This window comes from Prosthecobacter sp., from assembly GCF_046154365.1.
Taxonomy (GTDB): domain Bacteria; phylum Verrucomicrobiota; class Verrucomicrobiia; order Verrucomicrobiales; family Verrucomicrobiaceae; genus Prosthecobacter.
In genome coordinates this window covers 14,411-39,713 of the sequence record NZ_JBJXFV010000006.1, presented here as the reverse complement: position 1 = coordinate 39,713, position 25,303 = coordinate 14,411, and the positions used below count along the sequence as shown (strand labels likewise).

The 25,303-nt window shown below is 61.6% G+C and carries 16 protein-coding genes and 1 pseudogene; 7 read left to right on the top strand and 10 right to left on the bottom strand.

Features of this window, described 5'->3' with window-relative positions:
* Window positions 1-87 precede the first annotated feature (87 nt).
* From ACKVY0_RS00430 to ACKVY0_RS00410, 5 genes are all read right to left on the bottom strand, one after another.
* Complete coding sequence (locus ACKVY0_RS00430) at window positions 88-1,329, bottom strand: NupC/NupG family nucleoside CNT transporter (RefSeq protein ID WP_409212806.1); 1,242 nt, start codon at window positions 1,327-1,329, stop codon at window positions 88-90.
* A gap of 23 nt (window positions 1,330-1,352) precedes the next feature.
* Window positions 1,353-1,781, bottom strand: a complete 429-nt coding sequence (locus tag ACKVY0_RS00425) for a hypothetical protein (protein ID WP_409212805.1) — start codon at window positions 1,779-1,781, stop codon at window positions 1,353-1,355.
* A gap of 101 nt (window positions 1,782-1,882) precedes the next feature.
* Window positions 1,883-2,515, bottom strand: coding sequence for a hypothetical protein (locus ACKVY0_RS00420; protein ID WP_409212804.1), 633 nt, complete (start codon window positions 2,513-2,515; stop codon window positions 1,883-1,885).
* A 97-nt stretch (window positions 2,516-2,612) separates the two neighbouring features.
* Window positions 2,613-3,536 (bottom strand): hypothetical protein, encoded by a 924-nt coding sequence (locus ACKVY0_RS00415; RefSeq protein ID WP_409212803.1) that lies wholly within the window; start codon window positions 3,534-3,536, stop codon window positions 2,613-2,615.
* Window positions 3,533-6,724, bottom strand: coding sequence for a DUF4062 domain-containing protein (locus tag ACKVY0_RS00410; RefSeq protein ID WP_409212802.1), 3,192 nt, complete (start codon window positions 6,722-6,724; stop codon window positions 3,533-3,535). The genes ACKVY0_RS00415 and ACKVY0_RS00410 overlap by 4 nt, the downstream gene beginning before the upstream one ends.
* Before the next feature lie 840 nt (window positions 6,725-7,564).
* Here ACKVY0_RS00410 and ACKVY0_RS00405 point away from each other — a divergent pair.
* Complete coding sequence (locus ACKVY0_RS00405; protein ID WP_409212801.1) at window positions 7,565-8,482, top strand: fibronectin type III domain-containing protein; 918 nt, start codon at window positions 7,565-7,567, stop codon at window positions 8,480-8,482.
* Window positions 8,483-8,733: 251 nt separating this feature from the next.
* Window positions 8,734-9,303 carry an elongation factor P gene (locus tag ACKVY0_RS00400; RefSeq protein WP_409212800.1) on the top strand — a complete coding sequence of 190 codons (570 nt, stop codon included), beginning with the start codon at window positions 8,734-8,736 and terminating at the stop codon, window positions 9,301-9,303.
* A 76-nt stretch (window positions 9,304-9,379) separates the two neighbouring features.
* On the opposite strand, the gene ACKVY0_RS00395 is transcribed toward ACKVY0_RS00400, so the two are convergent.
* A complete protein-coding gene (locus ACKVY0_RS00395) occupies window positions 9,380-11,461 on the bottom strand; it encodes a tetratricopeptide repeat protein (RefSeq protein WP_409212799.1) in 2,082 nt (693 codons plus the stop codon).
* On the bottom strand, window positions 11,458-12,540 hold the full coding sequence (locus ACKVY0_RS00390) for an NAD-dependent epimerase/dehydratase family protein (RefSeq protein ID WP_409212798.1): 1,083 nt from the start codon (window positions 12,538-12,540) through the stop codon (window positions 11,458-11,460). Before ACKVY0_RS00390 ends, ACKVY0_RS00395 begins: the two co-directional genes overlap by 4 nt.
* Before the next feature lie 66 nt (window positions 12,541-12,606).
* Here ACKVY0_RS00390 and ACKVY0_RS00385 point away from each other — a divergent pair, with 66 nt between their 5' ends.
* From ACKVY0_RS00385 to ACKVY0_RS00375, 3 genes and pseudogenes are all read left to right on the top strand, one after another.
* Entirely contained in the window at window positions 12,607-13,368 is a 762-nt protein-coding gene (locus tag ACKVY0_RS00385; protein ID WP_409212797.1) for a glycosyltransferase family 2 protein, read from the top strand.
* Between the two features lie 15 nt (window positions 13,369-13,383).
* Window positions 13,384-13,509: pseudogene (locus ACKVY0_RS00380) on the top strand (elongation factor P); the annotation flags it as partial.
* A 267-nt stretch (window positions 13,510-13,776) separates the two neighbouring features.
* Window positions 13,777-17,295, top strand: a complete 3,519-nt coding sequence (locus ACKVY0_RS00375) for a DUF1553 domain-containing protein (protein WP_409212796.1) — start codon at window positions 13,777-13,779, stop codon at window positions 17,293-17,295.
* Here the strand turns inward: ACKVY0_RS00375 and ACKVY0_RS00370 are convergent.
* Window positions 17,285-18,124 (bottom strand): hypothetical protein, encoded by an 840-nt coding sequence (locus ACKVY0_RS00370; RefSeq protein WP_409212795.1) that lies wholly within the window; start codon window positions 18,122-18,124, stop codon window positions 17,285-17,287. The genes ACKVY0_RS00375 and ACKVY0_RS00370 overlap by 11 nt on opposite strands.
* 63 nt (window positions 18,125-18,187) lie before the next feature.
* On the opposite strand from ACKVY0_RS00370, the gene ACKVY0_RS00365 reads away from it, so the two are divergent.
* Both ACKVY0_RS00365 and ACKVY0_RS00360 read left to right on the top strand, forming a co-directional pair.
* Entirely contained in the window at window positions 18,188-19,528 is a 1,341-nt protein-coding gene (locus tag ACKVY0_RS00365) for a DUF1501 domain-containing protein (RefSeq protein WP_409212794.1), read from the top strand.
* A gap of 29 nt (window positions 19,529-19,557) precedes the next feature.
* Window positions 19,558-20,970 carry a hypothetical protein gene (locus ACKVY0_RS00360; RefSeq protein WP_409212793.1) on the top strand — a complete coding sequence of 471 codons (1,413 nt, stop codon included), beginning with the start codon at window positions 19,558-19,560 and terminating at the stop codon, window positions 20,968-20,970.
* Here the strand turns inward: ACKVY0_RS00360 and ACKVY0_RS00355 are convergent.
* Together ACKVY0_RS00355 and ACKVY0_RS00350 are read right to left on the bottom strand one after the other, a co-directional pair.
* On the bottom strand, window positions 20,945-24,583 hold the full coding sequence (locus ACKVY0_RS00355) for a hydantoinase B/oxoprolinase family protein (protein ID WP_409212792.1): 3,639 nt from the start codon (window positions 24,581-24,583) through the stop codon (window positions 20,945-20,947). The genes ACKVY0_RS00360 and ACKVY0_RS00355 overlap by 26 nt on opposite strands.
* Entirely contained in the window at window positions 24,580-25,302 is a 723-nt protein-coding gene (locus tag ACKVY0_RS00350; protein WP_409212791.1) for a tetratricopeptide repeat protein, read from the bottom strand. Before ACKVY0_RS00350 ends, ACKVY0_RS00355 begins: the two co-directional genes overlap by 4 nt.
* Window position 25,303 lies beyond the last annotated feature (1 nt).

Here is a 25,303-nt window from a genome sequence, read left to right as displayed (position 1 = left end):
GTCGGAACAGCAACCGTTGGCGGGCGTTTGGCTCGACTTTCTGGCTATCAACCATCAACTCTCAACCATCAACCCCCGCTTCCAGATTCACAGCAGCAATCCCGCGACACAAGCGGTGCAATAGCAGGCCAGCAGGCCGCCGATCATCGCCTTGAGGCCGATCTGCGCCAGTTCTTCCCGGCGCTCCGGTACCAGCGCACCGATGCCGCCGATTTGAATCGCGATGCTGGCGAAGTTGGCGAAGCCGCACAGCGCATACGTCGCCAGCGCGTAACTGCGTGGGTCCAGCGCGGCCCGCGCCTCCTTGAGCGAGAGGTAGCCGATGAACTCATTCAACACGATGCGCTCGCCCAGAATGCCGCCCACGGTGAGGCAGTCCTGCCACGGCACACCCATCAGCCAGGCAAAGGGCGCATTGACCCAGCCGAGCACGGTTTGCAGCGGGTGCGGCTCGTTCACACCGACGAAGCGCAGGCCGAAGGAGAGCGTGTAATTGATCAGCGCCACCATCGCGACAAAGGCAATGAGCATGCCCATCACGTTGATTGCCAGCTTCACGCCGTCGCTGGCGCCCGTACACATCGCGTCGATGCCGTTGACAGACTCGCGCTCGATCTCCGCATTCGCGCCGCTCATCGTTTCGCTCTTCTCCGTCTCGGGCAGGATGATCTTCGCCATCATCAGCGCTGCGGGTGCGCTCATGATGGAGGCCGTCAGCAAGTGCGTCGCCGGGATGCCCAGGCCCACATAGGCCGCCAGCACTCCGCCGGCGATGCTCGCCATGCCGGGCACCATCAGCGCCATCAGCTCGCTGCGGGTCATGCGCGCGAGATAGGGCTTCACCACCAGCGGCGCTTCGGTCTGGCCCATGAAGATGTTCGCGGCGGCGGCCAGCGTCTCGCTACCGCTGGTGCCCATGACACGGCGCATCACCCACGCCATGCCTTTGACCACAAACTGCAGGATGCCGTAGTGATACAACAGCGAAGACAGCGCCGACACCAGCACGATCGTGCCCGTCACCGTGATGACAAAGATGAAGGCGTTCCCCTCCCCCAGCTTCTCCGTCATGAGCTTCTCATTCGCCAGCGGGCCGAAGACCATCGCTGCGCCCTCATTGGCGAAACCCAGCAACCGGTTGAACCCGCGATCCACATACACAAATGCCGCCTTCCCCGCCTGCGTGCCGAGAATCAGCCACGCCAGCGTCACCTGCAGCGCCAGTCCGCTCACCACCGTGCGCCACGGAAACAACCGCCGGTTCGACGACATGGCCCACGCCAGCGCCACGAACACCACGAGACCGAGAAGGCAGATGAGACGTTCCATGCGCAGAAGTGGGTGAGATAGATTTACCGACGATCCAGATCCCAGCCACTGCGGCCCCACTCATACCCTTCTTCAGCGCGGCGGGAGGACGGTGTCCAGTTGGGAGGGAAGGCCTGCTTGACCTGCGGGTGATAGATCGACGGGTGATCGGCAAACTGAAACGGCACGCCCGGCGAGCGGCGGATCTCCTGCGGCGTGGCACCGGGCAAAGCCGGCTGCGTTTCCCACTTCTTGCCGTTGGGAAAATAGAACTGCTGCGAGGAGTGGTGGTAGTAGGCCTCGAAGCGCGGGTAGTAGGTGAAGTTGACAGCGCCGCCAGTCCGCGGGGCAAAAGCGGCCAGTCCGCCTGGATAGCCATAACCCCGCACCGGCATGCCCCAGTGCGCATCGCATCCGGTGAGCGTGAGCAGCAATGAGACTCCAAGACAAAGCCGGCAGATGAGACGTTCCATGGGCGCGAGGCTAGCGGGTCGGCAACGGCAGGCAACTGGGAATGAAAGGAAGTCAAGACGTGGTCAACAGGTCAAGACTTCGTCGGTCAAGGCGGGCCGGACTACTTCACTTCCAACACATCAGTCACGTCGAGTTGGATGAACTGGCCATTGAACGGCTTCGGCGCTGGGGCGACATCAGGCACCACGAGCTTCGCGAAGTTGGTGATCATATGGCCGTTCTGGCCGTTGCCGTGTAGGGTGAGCGTGGCACCGCCCTCGATCTCGATGGTTGTGGTGTAGTCGATGGTGAAGATGCGGTGGCCGACCTTGTCATCGCGGTTGAAGAAGAAATGCTGCGCGGGTGAGGAGACCGTGAGCTGGTAGATGTTGTAGGTCTTGTTGTTCGGCACGCCGCCGATGTAGAAACGCTCGCCGACCTGCTGGCCGTCCTTATACATCATCGGCTCCACCACGCCGCGCACGCGCAGCGTGACCTTGTAGCGCTTGCCGGCTTCCCCGCCGAAGGTCTTCACGTCGGTGAACTTGTCGTTGGTCTTCGGATCGTCCGTCATCCGCGCCGAGATGCCGTCCGCACCGGGCTTCGGGTTCTCCGGCATGGGGTCTTTGCAGGGGAACTCGAAGCGGTAGCCGTCGATGGCGGCGGCGACCTTCTTCAAGTCATCGGCAGCAAAAGAATCGGCGGTGAGCAAGGCGCTGGCGAAAAGGAAAGCAGCGAGAGAGAGGCGGTTCATGGAGGGTTGGAGAATAAGGCTGTGATCAACGGCCATAATCGAGCCGCCTTGCGGGCGGCGTCGAGTTCTTGTCGCGTGGCGATGAGTTAGCTCCGCTTCAAAACGTCCCGAGGTCCGCGTGCGACAGCACCGTGACGGGCGGCACGCGGCGGCCCTTCAGCTCGGGGTAGTGCTGCCACGGCGTGAACAGACGCTCGGTAAACCAGTCCGCTTGCAGCACCTCGCTCACCACCTTCGCGTCCGGCAGCACCAGCGTGAACAATTCCTCCCCCGGCAGGTAGGGCAGATAATAGTCCGGCACGCCCAGCCCTTTCACGAAGGCCTGATTCGACGCGTGATGCACGATCCGCCACTCCCGTTCCTCCACAAACTGCAGCGGCAGGCCGAACTTGCGTTTGAACATCTGCGCCTCCACCGCCGCCGCTGCGGGCGCACGCTTCGCCGTCGGGGGCTTCTTCAGCGCCGCCTTGACCGCAGGGCGTGGCTGCTTCGGCGTCTTCAGCCGGATCATCTTCGCGAAGTGCAGGAGATACCGCAGTTCCGCAAACGCCGTCGCCATCCCGGCACGCGGCGTCCATGCGCCGCTCGCGCTGCCCGTTCCCAGCGCAGCCAGCACCTTGAACATCGCCGGCAGGAAACTGCCCTTCGTGCTGTGGCGAAAATACGTCACCGACTGACCGCCGCGCTCGATCACCCAGCGCTTCGGAAACCCCAGGCCGATGCGGCCATACTCCGCCGTGTGCGGCAGGCTCTCCCCCAGCGACCACTCCGTGAAGCAGGTGATCGGCAGATCCAGCGCAAACACCTGCCCCCGCTGCTCAAAGATCTCCGGGAAGCGTGGCGGCTTCACCCACAGTCCCTGCTCCAAACTCCCGTGCAACTGCGCCAGCACCTCCTGCACCAGCGCATCCCGCAGCAGCTTCCGCTTCCCGTTGCGGTCGTCAATGCTCCGCCCCATCCAGTAAAACAACTGCTGGCGATGGATCATCCCGGCAGGCTTGGCTTCTTTTCCGGTCTTCATGGCTTCTTATTGGCCTCCTTGGTTGCCTTCTCCGCCTTCAGCTTCTCAATCGCCGCGCGCACATCTGCTTCCCACGGGAAAGGCTCGTCCTTCGCCGGGTCATACGGCGGCAGCACGGGCACGGGGACCTTCATCTGCTGGAGCAGTTCGGTCGTCTGGGTGAGTTCGTAGCGATGCACATACGGCTCGCCATCGGCCCAAGCCCAGGTGTAGGCGGCCAGGGCGTGGTGCTTCGCATGCTCGGTGTCGCCGAGGGCAAGCCAGAGCATGGCGAGGGTGCGATGCGCAGGCTGGCGCAGTCCGGCGAGGCGCTCCGCTTCGCTGCGGGCATCGTCGTCCGTGAGTTGACCGAGGTGGAATTTGGTTAGCGCGAGTCCGGTCTCGGACTCGGCATGCACGAGGCGTCGTTCGCGGGCCATGCGGACGGCTTCATGGAAGCTGGCTAAAGCTTGGGTGTGGTCGTGCTGCTCTAAGTGCCAAGAGCCTCGGAGAGAATATAGTATGCGAATTGCAGTCCGATTCCTTCCGGCAATAGCCAATTCCTCAACGAGCTCAAAGTCTAGTTCCAGTAGCGAACCTTTCCATAACCTAAACCGAGCTTGATAGAGCTCTGCGTCTCCAGATCGGTAGTAACTGCGAGGGAAGTCACGCCCAAGCGAGTCAAGAAACAGCCAAGTGTTTTCCGCTAGCTCCCAGCTCCCGACAGCAGCTAATCCGTCAAAACGAAACAAGGCACTCATGAACAAGTCGTTTTTGTTGCGAGTGGCAGATGCCATTTTAACAGCCAATTCATCTATGCGTGAAGCTTGTTCTAACTTCATCTGTAAGCGTAGATTTCGGGACATCCGTCCCAAATCAATGACGGTGCCCACTATATCTTTGCGATCAATTTTGGCTTTCATCAGAGCGTTCTGCGCTTCAAAACCTGCAACCAATTCACCGCAACGATCAAGCGTAGTCGCCGCCCAAGCCGTCAGGGAGCAGGCAGCTTTTTCATCTAAAATTGACGGAATTTTACCCCAACCCTCAGTAAAGAATGATCGAAGTATAGATGTTGTCTCGGCATACGCCTCAACATTGAACAAGAGAGGTTCAGCAAGAATGCTACGAAAGGACGTCGCAGCCTCTTTGAGACGCCCGAGCTTTAACAGTGTATGGACAACGTTGAGCGCCGGGCGCAAATCCTCCAGAGTTTCCGCTTCGCGATATGGCTTATGAGGCTGCGAAACGAAATGGTCGATCAATTGTGAACCGTAGTGTTCTCGTTCCTTTGGGTTCATTCCGCCAGCAGCGACACCTCTGACTACTGGATGAAGATCATGTCTCCTTTGTTGTCGATCATACTGTAGAAGTCCGCGTTGTTCCAAATCGCCAACTGCTTCAGACAAAAAAATCTCGGCGGCGAGGACTGCTGGAGACTCGAGCCAATCTTTCAGGATACTCGTGTATTGTTTCCAATGGGTGAATGCAGCTTCATATTGTTTCCGGCTCTTCGCTTTGCCGCGCCCGGACAACTGTTCCCAGTCGGGATCGTTTTCCGGAGTTTTTGGCTCGTCCACCTTGCGTGGCATTGGTGGAAGGTGTGGGTTTACTGCTTTTAGCGTATCATAGTTCACAGACTCGGACAGGAGGGCGAGTGTGGATAGAAGTTGGCGGCTGGCGTCGGGTAGAGCGTCGATAGCTGCGTGGAGGATGTGGTTGCGCCGCTGAATGATGTCGAGTTTGCCCAGGTCGAGTGCGGCTCCACCGCTCGGATCAACGCTCCATGCGTCGAAGTTGCTGCGGTTGGGCAGGTAGTTGACGATGAGGCCGGCAAGGATGCCGATCACGAGAGGGTGATTGTCGCAGTTTTGTTGGAGGTAGTCCTGAATGGCGGTGCTGTCACCGCTGATGCCGCATTGGCGCATGAGCGCCTCAGCATCGGGCGGGCGCAGACCGTGGAGGGTGATGCGCTTGGCTCCGGGGATGGGTTGTCCGGCGTGATTGAGCAAGATGCGCGGGGTGAGCCGGGAGCTGGCGAGGATCTTCGACGGGGCACAGGCGGCGAGGGCGCGGAGGAGATCGCTGTCCTCGTCACGGATAGCATCGCAGGGGTTTCGATTGAGGATTTTGTCGGTGGGAGCGTTGGCTTCTTCGTCAGGGACTTCGGCGGCATCGATGCGGTGGTAGGCGACGAGCACGCGCTCCAGGCCGTCGAGGATGAGCAGCCAAGGCCGGGCATGAAGCTGGGAGATGAGTTCGTCTTTCATCTCGGCGGTCTTCCGCTTCTCGAATTCCTTCAACGGCTGACCAGTCATGTAGGCGAGAGCGCGCTGACAGAAGTCCTGCATGACGGCCCCGCGTTCGTAGAACGAATACCAGAAGCGCCCGGCCCAGTCGGGGCGGACCGCGCTAGCGTGCTTCGTGGTCCACTCCCAGGTGAGCATGCTCTTGCCGTTTCCACCGATGGCTTCAAACAGGAGAAGATTGGTGGGATCGGCACCGTTCGCCCAATCGCTAAGGGCGTCGAGTTCGGCCTGGCGCCCGACGAACTGGTGGGAGCCTATGTAGTCGGGCTCGGCGTAGAAAGCGGGTGGCTTGGGGAGGGTGGGCAGTGCGTCAGAAGGCGGTGCGTCAGTGGACGGTGGAGGACCGGCGGGCGCTTTCGGTTCCAAGTGACGCTGCATCTCGGCAAGTGGAGCGCCGATGATTTCCTTCAACTGCTCCAGGCTTTCGAAGGTGCCGTAAACGCGGTTAACCGCTGAGCCGGGAGCCGACTTCTTCGCCAGTTCACGGAAGGCGGCGAGCTTGGTGCGCTTGTCAGGTTCAAGCTCGATCTCCGACTCGATGCGCGGGTGCTTATCTCCCATGAGGAACAGCAGCACGGGCCGCATCAATCGGACGGCCTCGCGGTATTCCAGCTCGGTGATCGACAGTTTCTCGGGATTGCGCGTGAGACACTCCGGCGTCTGACCATACTTGCGCCCGATGATCAGGATGTAAGCGGCACTCTTCGCCACCATGCCGAGCGATGCATCCACCACGTCGCCGGTGAGTTTCGCATCACTGAACTCCATGCCGATTGGATGCATGTCGTGTTTGCTGATGGCCTTGATGAGCGCCTCTCGATGATCCTTCAAATCCGTGAAGGTGCTGGACACCATGACCTGCGGCACATGACGAGGCGGATGCGGGGTGGTGTCGGGCATAAGGTTACAAACTTTGCTGCTATCAGGATCAAGAAGGCGGGGATGACACTCATCGTCAAGTCGCGCGGCCTACTCCGGGCTGTTGAACGGCAAAACGACGGCTCCAAGATCCCATGCCAAATTCGGGAACGACGATTCGATCATCTGATTGGGCCGCCGGAAGCTCAGAGGAGCCAAGACCGTTCCTGATTCCATCCGCCCGAGACTCGGGACACTCCATTGACATCTCAGCGAGACCCACCGGAGGCTCGGAGGAGCTCAGCGGACGAATGATTTCACCCAGCGGCGGCTCGGGAGGCAGAACTTCCTTGGCTGGGGCATCTGGGGGAGGCTCCGAGGTGGTAAAAGGAGAATGGGCGTGACCTGGGGTAGATTCATGGATTGCTCGCCGAGTGTCGGTGAGCACCGCTTGAGACTCTGCAGGCTTGAGCAGGGTTCTCGTTTGATGCGTAGGTGTCTCAATGACTACTCAACGCGTGTCGGTGGATAAGCATTGAAACTCGCTCAACTTGGCCGGGAAGCTGGCTTGAGGCAACGGAGTCTCGTGTCCCACTCACCGAGAGTCGGTGAATGGGTGATGAAGCTCACTAAGGCAGGGACGGAAGCCGTTTGGAGGTGGGGGAGCTTCGGGAACCTGCGGCGGGATGGCCAACTGAGGATCAGGAGTCTCAAGCATCACTCACCGACAGTCGGCAAATAGTGCTTGAGGCTGTTCCTGACTGGGAGGAGAATGGGTTTGTCTTCGCAGCGCTGGCACTGGGCCGGACGGCGAAGGCGGGGCCCGTCGGGCAGATGCCGGTGGGCTGTAAGGTGTGTCGTTTCAACCTACCTGATGCTGCCATGGCTGCGAACCCGACTCCAACCAACGACATGGTGCTGCTGGCCCGTTGCCATGACTTGATCAAGGGCTGCGAGGCGCTGGAGGTGGAGATCGGCCTCAAGCAGAACACGGCGGCGGCGATGCAGGCGGCCTGGGATGCAGCGCGTGCCGCCCAGACGGAGGTGGGACGGGTGAAAACGGAGCGTGCGCAGCGGCGCAAGAACCTGCGGGACCGGGACCGTGAAGGCGAGGTGGTGATCGGCCGCTGCCGGTTGCGGCTGACGGCGGTCTTTGGCACCGGGTTCAACACGCAGTGGGGTGCGGCGGGCTTTACCGACCGGTCCACGATGGTGCCAGAGGTCTTCGCGAAACGGCTGAGCCTGCTGTCGAGTCTGGCGCGGTATTTTGAGCTGAAGCCGGAGCACGAAAGCATGGACATGGGCGCCACGGCAATGATCTGCGAAGCCACCTTTGAAGCTCTGTCGGCGGCGCGGTCGGCGGTGAACTTCAACAAGTCCGCGCTGCGCACCGCCGTGCTGGCAAAAAACGCAGCGCTCAAGAAGCTGCGCAAGCGCATGCGCAGCCTGATCCGCGAGTTGTGGATTCTGCTGCCGGCGGATGACGCGCGCTGGCTGCGCTTTGGCCTAAAGCTGCCTGCACGGCTGCCCATGCCGGAGCCGGTGGAGCGAGTGACGCTCGAAGCCACGGGCCAGGGCAAGGTCTTCGTGCAATGGCCCCCTGCCCCGCATGCCACGCGCTACCGCGTGCAGATGCGCAGCATGGGCACGGCGGAGTTTACCACCGCCACCACGGTGGCGGAACCCGAAGCATGGCTCCAAGACCTGCCGCTGGACGAGTTCACCGAGGTGCGCGTCATCGCCGCGAACAAAAACGGCGAAGCCACGCCGAGTCCCACGGCGACTGTGATGGTACGGTAGCTACGGTCATTTTCGTCCTCCTACTCGAACTCGTCCTCGTCCTCGATCAGTGCGGTTCGCTAACTCCCAGCGCGACCAAGCCAATGCAGCGGGCCAGCGCGGATGCTCGGACGATCACATGGCGATCTTGCGCCATGATCGAGGACGAGTTCGAGGAGGAGTACGATGCCACCGGCTACGCCGCCCCCTGCCCGCGCACCCCGAACCGGCGCTTGCAAAGCACCGTAAACTCGCCATGAAAGCACGCTCTTATGCCAGCCACCCCCGTCATCAATCTCCGCAAAGGCCACGCCGTCCGTCACAACAATGACGTCTGCGTCGTCACCGACACTGAACTCAAGACGCCGCCGCGCATGGCGTCGTTCGTGCAGATGTCCATCCGCAGCATCACCATCGGCAAGATGTACAACCTGCGCATGACCTCCAACGAGTCGCTCGAATCCGTGAACCTCGTGCGCGACAACCACGAGTACAGCTACAAGGACGGCGACGGCTACCACTTCATCCACCCGGACACCTTTGAAGACGTGCTCATCGGCGAGGACAAGCTCGACGCCAAGACCCGCGGCTACCTCATCGAAGGCCAGAAGTACCTCGTCGTCTTCGCTGACGACGTCGTCGCCGGCATCGAACTGCCCGCCAACATCATCATGACCATCACCGACAGCCCTGCGGGCGTGAAGGGCGACTCCGCCAACAACGTGTACAAGGAAGCCATCACCGAGTCTGGCATGCGCGTGCAGGTGCCGCTGTTCGTCGGCAATGGCGACAAGATCAGCGTCAAGACCGAAGACGGCACCTACCTCGGCCGCGCGAACTGAGTTCTGCGGACTGATTCATTCAACGAACGCCTGATCGTGAGAACGGTCAGGCGTTTTTGTTGGGGTGTGCGCCAGCTTATGGCGCTGCTGGCGCCAGATCTGGGTCACGCTTAGTGAGTCCGGCGCGGTACAGATCGACTTCCAGGAACATGGCCGCTGCGAGAACCGTGTTGCCTTGCTGCTGTGCCAGCCGTGCCGCACGAACGGCGATGGCATCCGCCTCGTCCTTCCTGTGGTTTTCCGCCAGTGCCGCCGCCAGAGAGCGCAGCACCTCAGGATTCCTGCCAGCGGTGAGCGTGTCGGCCTCTTGCGCGCAGGCCAGCGCACGTGGGCCGTCACGCACGGCATCATCGGGGCAGGTGGCCAGCAGCCAGGCCAGATTGGCGAGGATGACCGGGTGCTTGGGCTGCAATTGAAGTGCGGCCGCGTATTCGGCAGCGCCCTCACTCGGCCGCCCGCCATGCGCAAGCACCACGCCGAGATTCCCATGCGCGTCAGCACTGCCGGGGCGGAGCGCGACGACACGCTGGTAATGCGCCAGCGCCCCGGCATGGTTGCCCTGCTGGTAGAGGATGCCTGCCAGATTGTTGTGCGCATCAGCAAGATCGGGAGCGAGTTCAACCGCCTTTTGATAACAGCCCGCAGCCGCCTCCACCTTGCCCATGCGCAGAAGACAGTTGCCCAGATTTTGGTGTGCCCCCGCAAGCCCCGGCATGAGTGCGATGGTGGTCCGCAGCTCAACAAGCGCCGCCTCGAAACGCCCGGCTTCCATCAGGCTCGTGGCAAGATTGTTGTGCGCTTTGACATGCAGCGGATTGAGCCGGAGTGTTACCTCATAAAGAGCAATGGCCTCGTCCGCCCGGTTGTGCTGCTTCAGGATGTTGCCCAAGTTATAGGCCGCCACCCAGCAGCGGGGATTCATGCGCAAAGCGGCACGCATGAGTGTTTCATTGTCCTGATAAAGACGCGCCTGCCGCCAAGTGAGCCAGCCGAGCGCCGGCAGCAGGACGCAGGCCAGCGCAGGGATGAACCATGGACAATGGAAACGTCCGGACAGGACACTCACAGCGGCGGCAAAGAGCGCGATCAGGCCCAGGCACGGCAAATGCACCCAGCGGTCGGCCACCGGTGCGTAAAGCATCCCATAGACATCCAAGAAGCCCAGTACGGGCAGCAGTGTGCCAGTGAAAAACAGCAGCGCCACCACCGTGCCCCTGCCCAGCCATGATCGCTGCCACCAGACCACCGCTGCGAACAGCAGCACCGCCAGCGGCCAGCACCATGACGGTACAAACGCCTGCGTAGCGTCCCACGGTGGATGAATGGGCGGCAATGGCACGGGCCACAGCAGCTTCCCCACATAGAACCACCAGGCCCGGCAGGCATTGACCGTGCGTTCCATGAACGACATCTGCCATGCCACGCCTTCGGCTCCCACATGATGCTGCTCCAGCCACATCACCCCGGCTCCCAGAATCATCGCCAGCAGGAAGAATGGCAGCACTGGCAGCACCTCGTCCCGCCAGCGCAGTCTGCCGCGCTTCCACCATGCCAGCAGCAGAATCACCGGTGGCAGCGCGAAAGTGCTGATCTTCGCCAGCAGCGCCGCCAGAAACAGCGCCAGCGCGAGCTTGTAACCTTTCTGCCGCCATGGCACCGCACCATCATCGGACCAAAACGACACCGCGCTCCCGTACGCCAGCAGCGCCGCCAGAAACAGCACCATGGACAGCACGTTTTTGCGTTCGGCGATCCAGGCCACCGATTCGATCATCATCGGATGCAGCGCCAAAATCGCCGCCGCCAGCCACGCGCCCGGCACCTGGAGTTGTTGCAGCAACCGCCAGAACAACAGCACCGCGATGCCATGCAGTGCGACGTTTTCCAAATGATACGGCAGCGTCCACGCGCCCCAGAGTTGATGATCCAGCCAGAAGGTGGTTCCCGTCAGCGGATAATACTGCTGCAAGGCCGTGGGCCTGCTCCACATCTCCCACAAACCATGCAGATCACCCGTGAGATGCGTGATGTTCGTCGTCCAGGCGTCGTCATCCCAAACGAATCCGCCGTTCAGTGCCGGCTGGTAGGCAACGAGCACGGCCAGCAGCAGCGTCAGTGCCAAGCCCCATTCCCGGCGCATTTTTGCCAGGATGTTCATGGGGCCAAAGCGCCGCTGGTTTCGTCGCGCAGACACGCGTCATGCATTTCTGACAGCATGCCCCGCAGGTCATACCGGCAGCGCCACTGCGGGTAGTGCCGCTGAAACTTCGTGATGTCACTGATCCACCAGACGTGATCGCCGATGCGTGCTGTTTCGCGGTAGGCCCACTCCAGCTTCCGGCCGCTGATCTCTTCACACAACGAGATGGCCTCCAGCATCGAGCAGTCGGACTGGCGTGAAGCGCCGATGTTGTAAACCTCGCCACAGCGCGGCGCGGCGATGACCTGTCGGAATGCCGCCACCAAATCGGCGCTGTGGATGTTGTCGCGCACCTGTTTACCCTGGTGGCCGAACACGGTGTAAGGGCGGCCCAGCGCTGTGCATTTCATCAGATGCGAGAGGAACCCATGCAGCTCCGTGCCCGCATGCGCCGGGCCAGTGAGACAGCCAGGGCGAAACACCGCCGTCTTCATGCCGAAGTAGCGGCCATACTCCTGCACCATCACATCTGCAGCCACCTTGCCCGCGCCGAAAATGCTGTGCAGGCTGGCGTCGATGCTCATGGACTCATCAATGCCTCGTTCATGAAACGGATGATCGGAGGCCACCTCCCAGCGCGTTTCCCGCTCCACCAGCGGCAGGCGGTTCGGCGTGTCGCCATAGACCTTGCTCGTGCTGGTGAAAAGAAACACCGCGTCCGGGCAGTGCCGCCGCGCCGCCTCCAGCACATGCAGCGTGCCCGTGGCGTTCACCGCGAAGTCAGTCAGCGGCTCGCGTACCGCCCAGTCATGCGAGGGTTGCGCTGCCGTATGCACCACCACACCGATCTCTTGGCCATGCCGTGCGAAAATGGCCTCCACTGCCGCAAAATCACGAATGTCCGTATTTTCATGCCGGTAGCGCGGCAGTTCGCGTTGCAGCCTGCCACAGACACCTGCGGTCGAAGCCTCCGGCCCGAAAAATGTAGCGCGCATGTCATTGTCCACACCGGTCACGTCCATGCCGTCGGCATGCAGCGCACGACAGGTTTCGGAGCCGATCAGACCAGCTGATCCGGTGACAATGGCAATGCTCATATCAAATGGGGCGCGATGCTAGAGGTTGCCTTTTACTCCCGCAAAGGCTTTCTGGGCACACCTGAGATGTCATCCGCCTCCCTGCCCGCCCTCACACTGCTCTCCGTCATCATCCCCGCGCGTGATGAGGCGGGCTGCATCATCGGCACCGTGCGCCATCTCCACCGTGTGCTGAGTGACGCCGGCGTCCCGCATGAGATCCTCGTGGTCAATGACGGCAGCCGTGACGGCTCCTGGCAGTTGCTGCAAAACACGGTGCGGGAAATCACCGTGCTGCGGCCGCTGGATCATGCCGGACCGCACGGCTTTGGCCGCGCGGTCAGCGCCGGTCTCGACGCCATGCACGGGGATGCCGCCGTGATCATGATGGCGGATGAATCCGACGATCCGCAGGATGTGGTGCGCTACTGGTCACTGCTGAACGCAGGCTGGGAGTGTGTCTTCGGCAGCCGCTTCATCACGGGCGGCAGTGTTGTTGACTACCCACGTTTGAAGCTCCTCCTCAACCGCGCCGCCAACAAGCTCATCGCCCTGATTTTCAACCTGCGCTTCAACGACACCACCAACGCCTTCAAGGCCTACCGCCGCGAAGTGATCGCGGGCTGCCGTCCGCTGCTCTCCCCCCACTTCAACCTCACCATCGAGCTGCCATTGAAGGCCGTCGTGCGCGGTTACTCCTGGACCACCATGCCCATCACCTGGAAAAACCGGCGCACCGGCGCCGCGAAGTTCCAACTCAAGGAAATGGGCAGCCGCTACTTCTTTATCATGGTTTACATCTGGCTGGAAAAACATTTCAGCCGTGGTGACTACCGCCGCAAGCCGTGAGAGGGCGACTCCGCCAACAACGTGTGCAAGGAAGCCATCATCGAATCCGGCATGCGCGTGCAGGTGCCGTTGTTCGTCGGCAATGGCGACAAGATCAGCGTCAAGACCGAAGACGGCACCTACCTCGGCCGCGCGAACTGAGTTCTGCGGACTGATTCATTCAACGAACGCCTGATCCTGAGCCGTGTCCATGCCATGGAACCACAGAGACACAGGGGACACAGAGGGAAGAGTCTTGTTGATCGACTTCACCATGAGGTGACTTCCAGGCGTTTCTTAATTCCTCTGCGTACCCGGTGCCTCTGTGGTTCACATTCTGCACGGCTACGGCCGAGAACGGTCAGGCGTTTTTGTTGGGTCGTGAGTGTGGCAAGAGATACGCCAGAGCGCCCGTAGTCTGCGACGCTCATGATTGCCCGCCGAAATGCCCTGTTGCTCGTCTTGCTCACTTCCTCACTCGCTGCGGAGGAGGCGAAGGTGCGTCCGGTACAGGCGATGGGGATTTTGAAGACGCAGTGCCTGGGCTGTCACAATGCGGAGAAGAAGAAAGGTGGTCTGTCGCTGGAGACGCGCGATCTGGCGCTCAAGGGCGGCGAGAATGGTGCCGCACTCAAAGCGGGCGATGCGGGGCACAGTGCGTTGATCAAGGCGCTGAATGATCCGGGCGATGCGCACATGCCGCCGAAGCAGCAGTTGCCGGAGAAGCAGATCAATCTGCTCAAGGCCTGGATCAACTCCGGCGCGGCCTGGGATGAAGTAGCGCTGAAGAAATTCGGCGAACTGACGCCGGCGGACAAGCTCGTGGCCCTGCCGGCCGGTCATACGCCTTCCACGACGCTGGCGCTGAGTCCAGATGGCAAAAAACTCGCTATGGGCTTTGGGCATCGCGTCTTGATTCGTGATGTGGCCGCCAAGGATACGCCGGTGGTCGCGACGCTCGAAGGCCACCAGGATGTGGTGCAGTCGCTGGCGTGGAATGCGGATGGTTCACTGCTCGCAGCGGGTGGGTATCGCACGGTGCTGGTGTGGCATGCCGCGGATTGGAAAGTAGCACACACGATGACTGCTCCGCTCGAAGGCCGTGTGACGGGACTCGTTTTCCTGCCGGACAACATCACGCTCGTGCTTGCTGAGGGTGCCACGAGCCTGAAGGGCATGCTGCATCGCTGGAAACTCGGTGAGGCGAAACCCGCGCAGACCGTGGAAGCACATGCGGACAACATCTTGAGCCTCGCGCTGAGCCGCGATGGCAAACAACTCGCGACGGGAGGCGCGGACAACCTCGCGAAGGTGTGGGAGGCGGCGACGTTCAAGGAGATCGCCAAGATCGAAGGCCATGTCGGCCATGTGGTGGCGCTCGGCTTCAACCACGACGGCAAATGGCTCGCCACCGGATCAGCGGACAAGGATCTGAAGGTCTGGGACATCGCCAGCAAGGAAATGCTGATGCTGCTGGGCGACAAAGCGACGCCGGTCACGGCATTGATGTGGTCCCCCGACTCCACCAGCCTCACCTACCTCTGCGACAATGGTAACGTGCAAGGCGTCACCGAGTTGAAGACCCACGACGGCGTGCGGCTCGCCTTCAACTCGGGCAAAGAGAAGAAGCTCGCCACTCTCGACGGCGTGCCGCATGCCGCCGTGCTGGCCGCCGATGGAAAGAACATCTTCGCCGCCGTGCATGCTGGCGACGTCTATCGGGTGGATGAGAAGCAGAATGTGCAGAAGCTGCCAAGTGCTCAGTCCTCAGTGCTCAGTGCTCAGAGTCAGAAACTGAGCACTGCGCACTCCGCACTGAGCACTTCTGCCAAAGCCCTCTCCTTCACCAAGGACATCCTCCCCGTCCTCAGCAAGGCCGGCTGCAATCTCGGTTCCTGTCATGCGAAGTCCTCCGGTCAGGCGGGCTTCAAGCTTTCCATCTTCGCTTACGATCCAAAGAACGATTACGCCGAGCTGGTGACCGATGCGCGTGGCCGCCGGGTGTTTCCGGCGCTGCCGGAAGACAGTCTGCTGCTGCAAAAGGCCACCGTGCGCGTCCAGCATGAAGGCGGGCAGCGCTTTGAACCGGACTCTGAATCGGCGAAGACCATCGCGGCGTGGATTCGCCAGGGCATGCCGTATGAAACGCCGAATCAGCCGGCACTGGCTGGCATCGAGGTCACACCGAGCGAAAAGACCTATCGCAAGAACGAGGAGCAGGTCTTGAAGGTCGTGGCGAAGTACAGCGACGGCTCCACACGCGATGTGACGGCGTTGACGGATTACATTTCATCCGAGAAAGCCATCGCCGCCGTAGATGAGGCCGGAAAAGTCAAAACGAGCACCGAGAGCGGCGAAACGGTGATCGTGGCGCGCTACATGGGTCAGGTGGCGATCTCACGCGTGGCAGTGCCGGCGGACAAGCTGCTGCCAGCGGCGGCCTATGCGCAGCTCACCGTGCGCAACGACATCGACAAGCTCGTCTATGCACGTCTGCAAAGACTCGGCCATCTGCCGAGCGAGACGTGCAGCGATGCGGAATTCCTGCGCCGCAGCACGCTGGATGCCATCGGCATGCTGCCGACGGTGGCAGAGGCGCGTGCCTTTGCGGCAGACAAGGATGCAGCCAAATACGAGCGCTGGATCGATGCGCTGCTGCAACGCCCCGAGTGGGCGGATCATTGGGCCATCAAGTGGGGCGATCTGCTGCGGCCCAATCCCTCGCGTGTTGGTGTGAAGCCGGTGTATTTGCTCGATCAATGGATTCGGCAGAGTTTTCGCGAGAACAAGCCGTGGGATCGCTTCGTGCGCGAGTTGCTCACGGCCCAGGGCAACACGCACAAGGACGGCCCGGTGGCCATCTGGCGTGACAAACGTGAACCCATCGACGCCGCCACCTTCGTCGGTCAAATCTTCCTCGGAGTCCGCCTCGAATGCGCGAAGTGCCACCATCACCCGACCGAAAAGTGGGATCAGACGGACTACTACCAGCTCGCGGCATTCTTCACGCAGATGAAACGCAAGGGCCAGGGCATCTCCGCCCCGATCAGCGGTGAGCCGGAGTCCTGGTGGTTCGGTCCTGGCAGCGCGGGCATCGAACATCCGGTCACGAAAGCCACACTCAAACCACGTCCACCGGCTGAACAGGAGATTCCCATCGCCGAAACGCAAGATCCGCGTGTCGTGCTGGCTGATTGGATGACGAACCCGAAGAATCCGCACTTCGCCCATGCCATGGTGAACCGAGTGTGGTCGAGCTTTATGGGCCGAGGCATCGTCGATCCAGTGGACGACTTCCGCGCCTCCAATCCGCCAACGAACGGCCCGCTGCTCGACTGGCTGGCGCAGGATTTCGTGAAACACGGCTACGATTTGAAGCACCTGATGCGCACCATCATGCTGTCGCAGGTCTATCGACTCAGCAGCCTGCCGAATGAGACGAACATTGCCGATCTCAAGAACTACAGCCGCAGCTACCGCCGCCGGCTGCCCGCCGAAACGTTGCTCGATGCTGTCTGCGCCGTCACTGAGGTCAAAGAAACCTTCTCCGGCATGCCGCCCGAGGCACTGGCGAAGCAGACGTGGAACCACAAGCTCGAAAGCCAGTTCATGGACGCCTTTGGTCGTCCCAACGCCAGCTCCGAGTGCCCCTGTGAGCGCGATGCGAAGCCCAGCGTGGTGCAGGCGCTGCATCTGATGAATTCGACCAAGCTGCAAGAGATGCTCATCAGCAGCAAAGGCCGCGCCACGAGGCTGGCGAAGAGCGAGCTGACGCCCGAGCACATCATGGAAGAATTGTATCTCGCCTGCTACTCACGCCTGCCCACGGCTGAGGAAGCGGCCATTGCCGGTAAAGCGCTCGATGTCGGCATCGCCAACCGGCAGGCGGCCATCGAAGATGTGCTGTGGAGCCTGCTGAACTCGGCGGAGTTCGTGTTCAATCATTGAGGCGTGGCGACGTGCTGACGGTGCGCACCACACTGACGCTGTGCCCCCTGGCGGTGGTGTCTTGAATAAACTGCAGGAACCCTCCTTCGGGATGACACGGGATGGCATCAAAAGGAATCAACTGATCGCCAGAACGGACAACATTCTTCGCATGGACATCGAAGACACCGAGATTGTCTTCCGCGCGATAGTAGCCGCACGCGGTGATCTTCTCGAAGCCCTGTGCGGCAAACCAAACATCGATTTCGGCCAGCGTGACGTTCACAATGTCGAATCGTGGCTGTGATGTGACGATGGCAAGATCGTCGCCTTGGTCGATGACACCTTCGAGTGCGTTCAGGCCGGGAACCATTTCATTCTGGAGCTGCAGACGTTCGAGATACTCCAGCGGCGAGGCTTCCCACAGATGAAACCGACGCGCATCCATGTCTGACGAGACCAATGCCAGATCAATGCCGGGCGAGAGGCCGAAGATGCCGTCGCGAGTGACTTTGAAGTAACGATCGGTTGCTTGATCGTGATAAAGATCATGCTCCTGACCGCCGCGAACAACTTTAGACGGCAAATCGGTCGCGGTCAGCAGGAGACCCAGATCTCGCGCCCATTCACGCAGGCCTTCTTTCTGCCGGGAGAGAGAGGGCGACCCGTATGCTCCGCCATCTGCCGGTAGGCTTCTTCGGAGGTGACCGAGCGCCGCGAGGATAAGATGCGATCCATCTGCTCCTGGGTGAGCAGAGGTTTCACGGGTTTCGCTATGGCGGGGTGCGGGGACATTGGCGGGCATGCGGAGAGTAAAGGCAGGCTGGGAATTTGGCAAGATGCCTTCCAATCTCGCGCCCCACGCAAGAACCCTCTCCCACGCTCGTAATTTGCAGGTCTTTCCCCCCAACGAATGTCTCGTCTCACTCACAACTGTGCCGGCCACCTGCGCCGCGATTTTTTGAAGCTCGGTCTCACGGCTGCAGGCGGTGGGCTGGGCTTCACCGATCTGCTGCGAGCACGAGCGATGGCCGCGACGGCTCCACAGCCTTCGCTGGCACGGCCGGTGAACTGCATCCTGGTATGGCTGGATGGCGGGCCGTCACACTACGAGATGTTTGACCCGAAGCCGGATGCGCCGAGCGAGATTCGCGGTGAGTTCGGCACGATCCCGACCAGCGTGCCGGGCGTGCGATTCAGCGAGTGCGTGCCGCATCTGGCCAAGGCGGCGGACAAGTTCACCGTGCTGCGCAGCGTGACCCACAAGGATCCGAACCACGGCGGCGGCAATCATTACATGATGACCGGTGCGCCGACGCCGGTGCCGGTGGGCTGCGGCGCGTTCGTGACCTTCCATCCATCGTTTGGCAGCGTGGTGAGCTACAAACGCGGCGTGCAGAATGGTCTGCCCGCCTACATGACGCTGCCGAGCATCACCCGCAGCGGTGGGCCGAATTTCCTCGGCGCGGAGCATGCGCCGTTCGTCGCCGGTGGCGATCCGAACTCCAAAGGCTTCAAAGTACGCGATGTGGTGCTGCCAACGGACATTTCCGATGCCCGTGGTCTGGCCCGTCGTGAGTTGCGCCACTCGCTGGATCGCATGAAGCGGCTGAATGATGCCGTGGCGGAAGATCCGGCGGTGAGTTTCGACACTTTCTACGGCCAGGCAGTCGATTTGATCGCCTCGAAGCCGGCGCAGGAGGCGTTCGACATCTCACGCGAGGATGACAAGACGCGTGACCTTTATGGCCGCAACGATGTGGGCCAGCGCATGCTGCTGGCGCGGCGTCTCGTCGAAGTGGGCGTCCCGTTTGTTACCGTGAACTACGGCGGCTGGGATCATCACCGCGAGCTGTTCAAGACCTGCAAAGGCGAGTTCATGCAGAAGTTCGACCAGGGCATGGCCGGGCTGATCACCGATCTCGACCGCCGTGGCCTGCTGGAGAGCACGCTGGTCATTGCGCTCGGAGAATTTGGCCGCACGCCGAAGATCAACAAGGACTCGGGTCGTGATCACTGGCCGGGCGCGATGAACATCCTCTTCGCTGGTGCGGGAGTGCCACGCGGCGGCATCATCGGTGCCACCGATCCCAAGGGCTACTACGCCAGCGACAACATCTACTCGCCGGAAGACTTCGCCAACACGCTGTACACGAAGCTGGGCATTGATCCGCATCAAGTCCTGCACACCAACACCGGACGGCCCGTGCAGCTCATCAACGGCGGTCGGCCAATCCGTGAGCTGTTTGCGTGATGCATGCGCGTGTGAGTTGGCTCGTGCTCATGTTCGGGCTTGCTGCGCATGCGGCCCCGCCCGGCTTTGAGAGCATTTTCCCTGCCGGTGGCAGCGTGGGCAGCCGTGTCGAAGTGAAGGTGGCCGGTGCCGGACTGGAGAAGAATTCGCCACAAGCCTGGTCGAGTGACCCCAAGATCGTGGTGCTCGCCGGTGATCAGCCGAAGAAGTACTTCCTCAGCATCGCCAAGGACGCTCTGCCGGGGCCGTACCTCGTACGGCTTTACACCGACGACGGTGCCACGCCGCCGCGCATCATCGAGGTCGGCAAGTTCGAGGAGAGCGTCGAAACAGAGCCGAACGACGCCCTGGCTGATGCCAAGACTGCCGAGCCGAAGATGAATGTGACCATCAACGGCGTGCTGGAAAAGGCGGGCGATGTCGATACGCATGCGCTCCGCGTGCAGCAGGGCAAACACATCACGCTCGACCTGCACGGCTATGCACTTGGATCTCCCATGGACCCGGCGCTGCGGCTGCTGAACGAACGCGGCGTCGAACTCGCCGCCGGACATGACACGCACAATCTGGACCCGCGCATCGACTACACGCCCGCCGCTGATGGCACGCTGTTCGTGCAGGTTTTTGCATTTGCGCATCCTCCAGCCGCCGATGTGGCGCTCAAGGGCAGCGCAAACCATGGGTACCGGCTCATGGTAACGGACGAAGCAAAAAAAACCGCCCCCGTGAACGAACCGAAGACGCTCACACTGCCTGCCACGATCTCCGGCAGCATCAGCAAAGCGGGCGAGGAGGATCGCTACGGCTTCACTGCGAAGAAAGGCGACGACTGGCAGATCGATGTGAAAGCCAGCGCGTTGGACAGCCCGCTCGATGCAACGCTGCGCATTGAGGACGCGGATGGGAAATCACTGCAGCAGGCGGATGACGGCGCGAAGGACCATGTTGACCCCGCACTGCGCTGGAAGGCACCGAAGGACGGTGAGTTCAAGCTGGTGGTCGCCGATCGCTTCCAGCATGGCAGCGCAGATCACTGGTATGAACTCACGGTGAAGCCCTTCACGCCCAAGATCACCGCCACGCTCGATACCCACGCATATCGCGTGGAGGCAGGCAAATCGGTCGAAGTGAAGCTCAATGTGAAGACCGATGGCAAATTCACCGGCAAGATCCAAGCCACGGCGGTGAAACTGCCTGCTGGAATCACGGCGGCTGCTGTCGAGGTGCCAGCGAAAGGCGGCGACGTGAAGCTCACGCTCAAAGCGGCGGCGGATGCCGCCGTCAGCCAGGCCCCGTTCGCGGTCGAAATCGTGACCAGCGCACCGGATGCCGTGCAAACCGTGGTGGCAAGTTATGCAGTCCCATTTGTCGAACCACGCGGCGATTTGCTGATCATGTCCGACACGCAGCCGTGGCTCACAGTGCCCGCGAAGAAGCCGTAGCCATTCCCCAACCGCCGCCGCCGGGTGTTTCGAGGATCACACGATCTCCGGCCTGCGCTTCGAACGTTGTGCAGCCAGCGAGCTTCGTGCTTTGCCCCTCACGCACGAGAGTTTGACGCCCTGTTTGACCGGCGGAGCCGCCGTTCATGCCGAATGGAGCCTGCACACGATGCTGCGTGAGCAAACTCACCGTCAGCGGCTCCAGAAATTCAAACTCTCGGATCACGCCATCGCCGCCCTGCCATTCTCCGGCCCCGCCGGAGCCATGGCGTATCGCGAAACGATGCAGCCGCACGGGATAACGTTGTTCGATGATTTCAGGATCGGTGATGGCGGTGTTGGTCATGTGCGTGTGCAGCGCATGTGCGCCAGCGTAGCCGTCTCCAGCGCCCGACCCGCCCGCAATTGTTTCGTAATAGCCAAATCGACCACCACCGAAGAGGAAGTTGTTCATCGTACCCTGGCTGCAGGCTTGAAGGCCGAGCGCTTTGATGAGCGTATCGACGAGGCGCTGGCTGACTTCGACATTGCCCCCGACGACAGCGGGATCATTGGATGGATCGCCCGTGAAGATGGGATTGAGGAGAGAGATGGGAAGGATGACCTCGACGGGATCGAGCAGCCCCTCGTTGAGCGGCAGATCTTCCTGCAACAGCAGCCGCATCACATACAACACGGCGCTGCGCACGATGGCAGGGGTGGCGTTGAGATTGCGCGGATGCACGGCGGCGGTGCCGGTGAAGTCGAGGATCAGCTTGTCGGCTTGTTTGCGTATCTCCACGGCGATCACACTGCCATCGTCGAGTTCTTCGCGTGCGGCGACGGCAGCAGGCAGGCGGTCGATGTGGGCGCGCATGACCTGCGCCGAGTGATCCAGGATGCTTTGCATCACGTCTGGCAACGCATCAGTCGCGAGCGCACGCAGGCGCTCAACGCCGTGCAGGTTGGCGGCGAGCTGGGCGTGCAGGTCGGCGAGATTGTCAGCGAGATTGCGTGTGGGATGCTGCGCACCGGTGAGCAGTGCGCTGATTTCGTCAAAGCAGGATTTCTCGGCGCGAATCAGGTGCTGCGGGGCGATGACGACGCCTTCTTCGATGAGGCGCGTGGCATTGGCGGGCATCGAACCGGGCGTGATGCCGCCGATCTCGGCATGGTGGGCGCGATTGGCGATGTAACCGAGGAGCTGGCCAGTTTGATCATGCACGGGCGTGATGAGCGTGACATCGGGCAGATGCGAGCCACCGAAGGCCGGATGATTGGTGATGATGGTGTCCCCCGGCTGCATCGGGATGGCCTTGGCGACTTCACGCACGCAGACGCCGAGCGCGCCGAGATGCACCGGGATGTGCGGTGCGCTGGAAAGCAGACGGCCGTGCGGATCGAGCAGCGCGCATGAAAAGTCGAGTCGCTCACGAATGTTGGTGGAGATGGCCGTGCGGCAGAGCAGCGCGCCCATGTCGCTGACGATGGAATGAAAGCGATGACGAAGGAGATCGCGCTCGAGCGTGGCGGGACCAGATTGCGGCGTTGGATGACTCAGCATGTGGCCGAAGCCTTCGATGTGATCGACGAGCCAGCCGGGTTCGACGACGATGGTGCTGAAAGCGTCCTGGATGAGGGCTGGTGGTGGATTGAGGCACTTTCTTTCGCCCCGTTGGGGCGATGAGGAGGCTGGCCCCCCCTCCTCCTTGAGGATGCGGCGTATGCTGACGAGTTCGATTTCGCGGTTCGCTGGCGGTGTGTAGCCGAACAAGCGCTGGTAGGACTCGCGATAGAGCCGTGGGAGGTCGTTTGGAGCGCTGAACTCGATTTGAAGCGGTGTGTCCTGCCCCTGAAGCCGGAGTTCGGCGATCTGGGTGGTGTGGCCTGACTTGTCAGACAAGTCAGACGTGTCCGACAAAAATGCATGCAACGGAACACGGTATTCTTTCTCGATGATCCGCTCTGGCACGGCTTCCTGCAAACCGACGGCGCTGAGGATGCCAGCATGTTCAGGAACAAGGATGATCTTCATCCCGAGTTGGGCCGCGACAGCACAGGCATGCTGCGGTCCGGCACCACCAAACGCGAGCAGTGCGTGGTTGGCGGGATCATAGCCTTCGCCGATGGAAATGCGGCGGATCGCATCGGTCATGTGCTCGACGGCGAGGCGGAGCAGCGCATGGAGGAGTTCGGATTCGCTCATACCACCATCAGTTTGCACGTGCAGTTCGCGCAAACGCTGGCGTGCGGCTTCAATGTTCAGCGGGATCGGTGCACGGGCAGGATCGAAGCGACCGAGCAGCAGGTTCACGTCCGTGATGGTGAGCGGGCCGCCTTTGCCATAGCAAGCAGGGCCGGGATTGGACCCGGCGCTCTGCGGCCCAACGGCGAGGCCGTGATGCGTCCAGCAACAGATCGAGCCGCCGCCTGCGGCGACAGTTTCGATGTCGATGCACGGCGCGAGCAGCTTCATGCCGGCGACTTCCTGCGTGAAGCGATAACCGGGCCGTGTGTCGATGCGCGCCACATCGGTGCTGGTGCCGCCCATGTCGAGGGTGATGATTTTGGTGATGCCGAGGCGGCGGGCGGCGTTCGCCGCGCCGATGGCTCCAGCGGCGGGCCCGCTGAGCAGCATGTCCTTGGGGCGGATGGCATCGGCGGTTTCGAGGCCGCCAGCACTGGTCATGATCTGCATGTCGTCAGCGACGGTGCGGAGGGCGCTCAGGAACTCATGCACCGGGCCGTGCAGATAGGCATCAGCCACGGTGCTCTGTGTGCGCGGCAGCAACTTGGCAAACGCGGCGGTTTGATGCGAGAGTACAACCTGTGTGAAGCCGCATTGCCGCAGGATTTCGCCGACGCGCAACTCGTGCTGCGGATGGGCGTGGGCGTGCAGTAGCGAAACGGCGGCGGTGGTGAAGCCAAGAGCGATGCAGCGCCTGGCTTCAGCCATCACGGCGGCTTCATCGAGAGCTGCGATAATTTCACCGCAGACGCTGAGACGCTCGGGGACTTCGCAGACGCACTCGTGGAAGATGGGGCGCGGCTCGTGGCGCAACGCAAAGAGATTACTGCGGCGCTGGTCACCGATTTGAAGAAGATCGCCAAAGCCACGCGTGATGAAAAGCGCGACGCGGCCGCCTTTACGTTCCAGCAACGCGTTGGTGGCGCGTGTGGTGGCGAGGCGCAGGCTCAGCGCCGGGAAGTCGTGGCCGGGCGGGGTGTTGGTGAGGATGCGGGCACCGAGGACGGGAGCTTCTTCACCGGTGGTGAGTTCGAGCAGCGTGCCGGTTTGCCAACTGGATGGCATGGGACCGTCGAGAGTCAGCGGGTCAGCGTGGATGATGCAGCGCTGCTCGGAATCGCCGATGGCTTTGATGAGGAAGCCAATGAGGAAGTCCGAGGGAAGCGGTGGGAGGCCGACGAGGCTGAAGGCTGGCCCCTCACCCCGACCCTCTCCCCGAAGGTGAATTTCAAACGATGCAACGTCCTCGGCGGGGAGAGGGAGGATGCATTTGGCCCGCAGATGGCCGGTGGAGAGAACTTTGCAGCGAGACTCGCGGCCCTGCGGGTCCAGGGCATGGCAATCCGTAAAGGTGCCGCCGGTATCGGCTGCGATGCGCCATTTCACGGCTGCTTCGGCTGGTCTTTCGGCGCGTTGAGATCCATGTCGGGCACCCAGCGCAGTTCCTTGAAGGCATCGTAATACGGCTCGCAGGCCGGGCCTTTGAAGACAGCCACACCGCGCTGCACCCATTCATTGGCCTTGGCGGTGTTGCCTGACTCAAAGGCCAGCGCCGACTTACTGAAGTAGTAGGCGGGCGTGTCGTCCATGAAGGTGAAGCTGTCGGCGATGATCTGCTCCGCCGCAGTCCGATGGCCGAGCTTGAGTTCACACAGCGCCCGTTTGTAATGCACCAGATGGCGAATGACCATCGGCAGCTTCGGGTAATCGGTCGTCAGCTTGGTGAAGGCTTGCAGCGCGGTGTCGAACTCGTGCTTCACGAAATAGTACTCGGCGAGGTTGAACTTGGGCAACGGGCTTTGCGGCTCGAGTTCGGCGGCCTTTTGAAACTGCGGCAGGGCGAGATCGAAATCGCGACGACGTGGAGCCAGGTAGATGTCACCACGCAAGGCGTAGATGTCGGCGAGGGTGGGGGCGAGTTTTTCGGCAGCGTCGAGTTTATCGAGCGCATCGGTGTAGCGGTGCTGAATGCGCATATCGCGTGCCTCGGTGAGCAGCTTTTTCACTTCATCGGAAATTTTGGAGCGGTCGGCGGCGGCGGGGGCTTGCGCCAGTGCGGAGGAAAGACCGAGTGTCAGGAACAGGAGGGATTTGAGCAGGCTCATG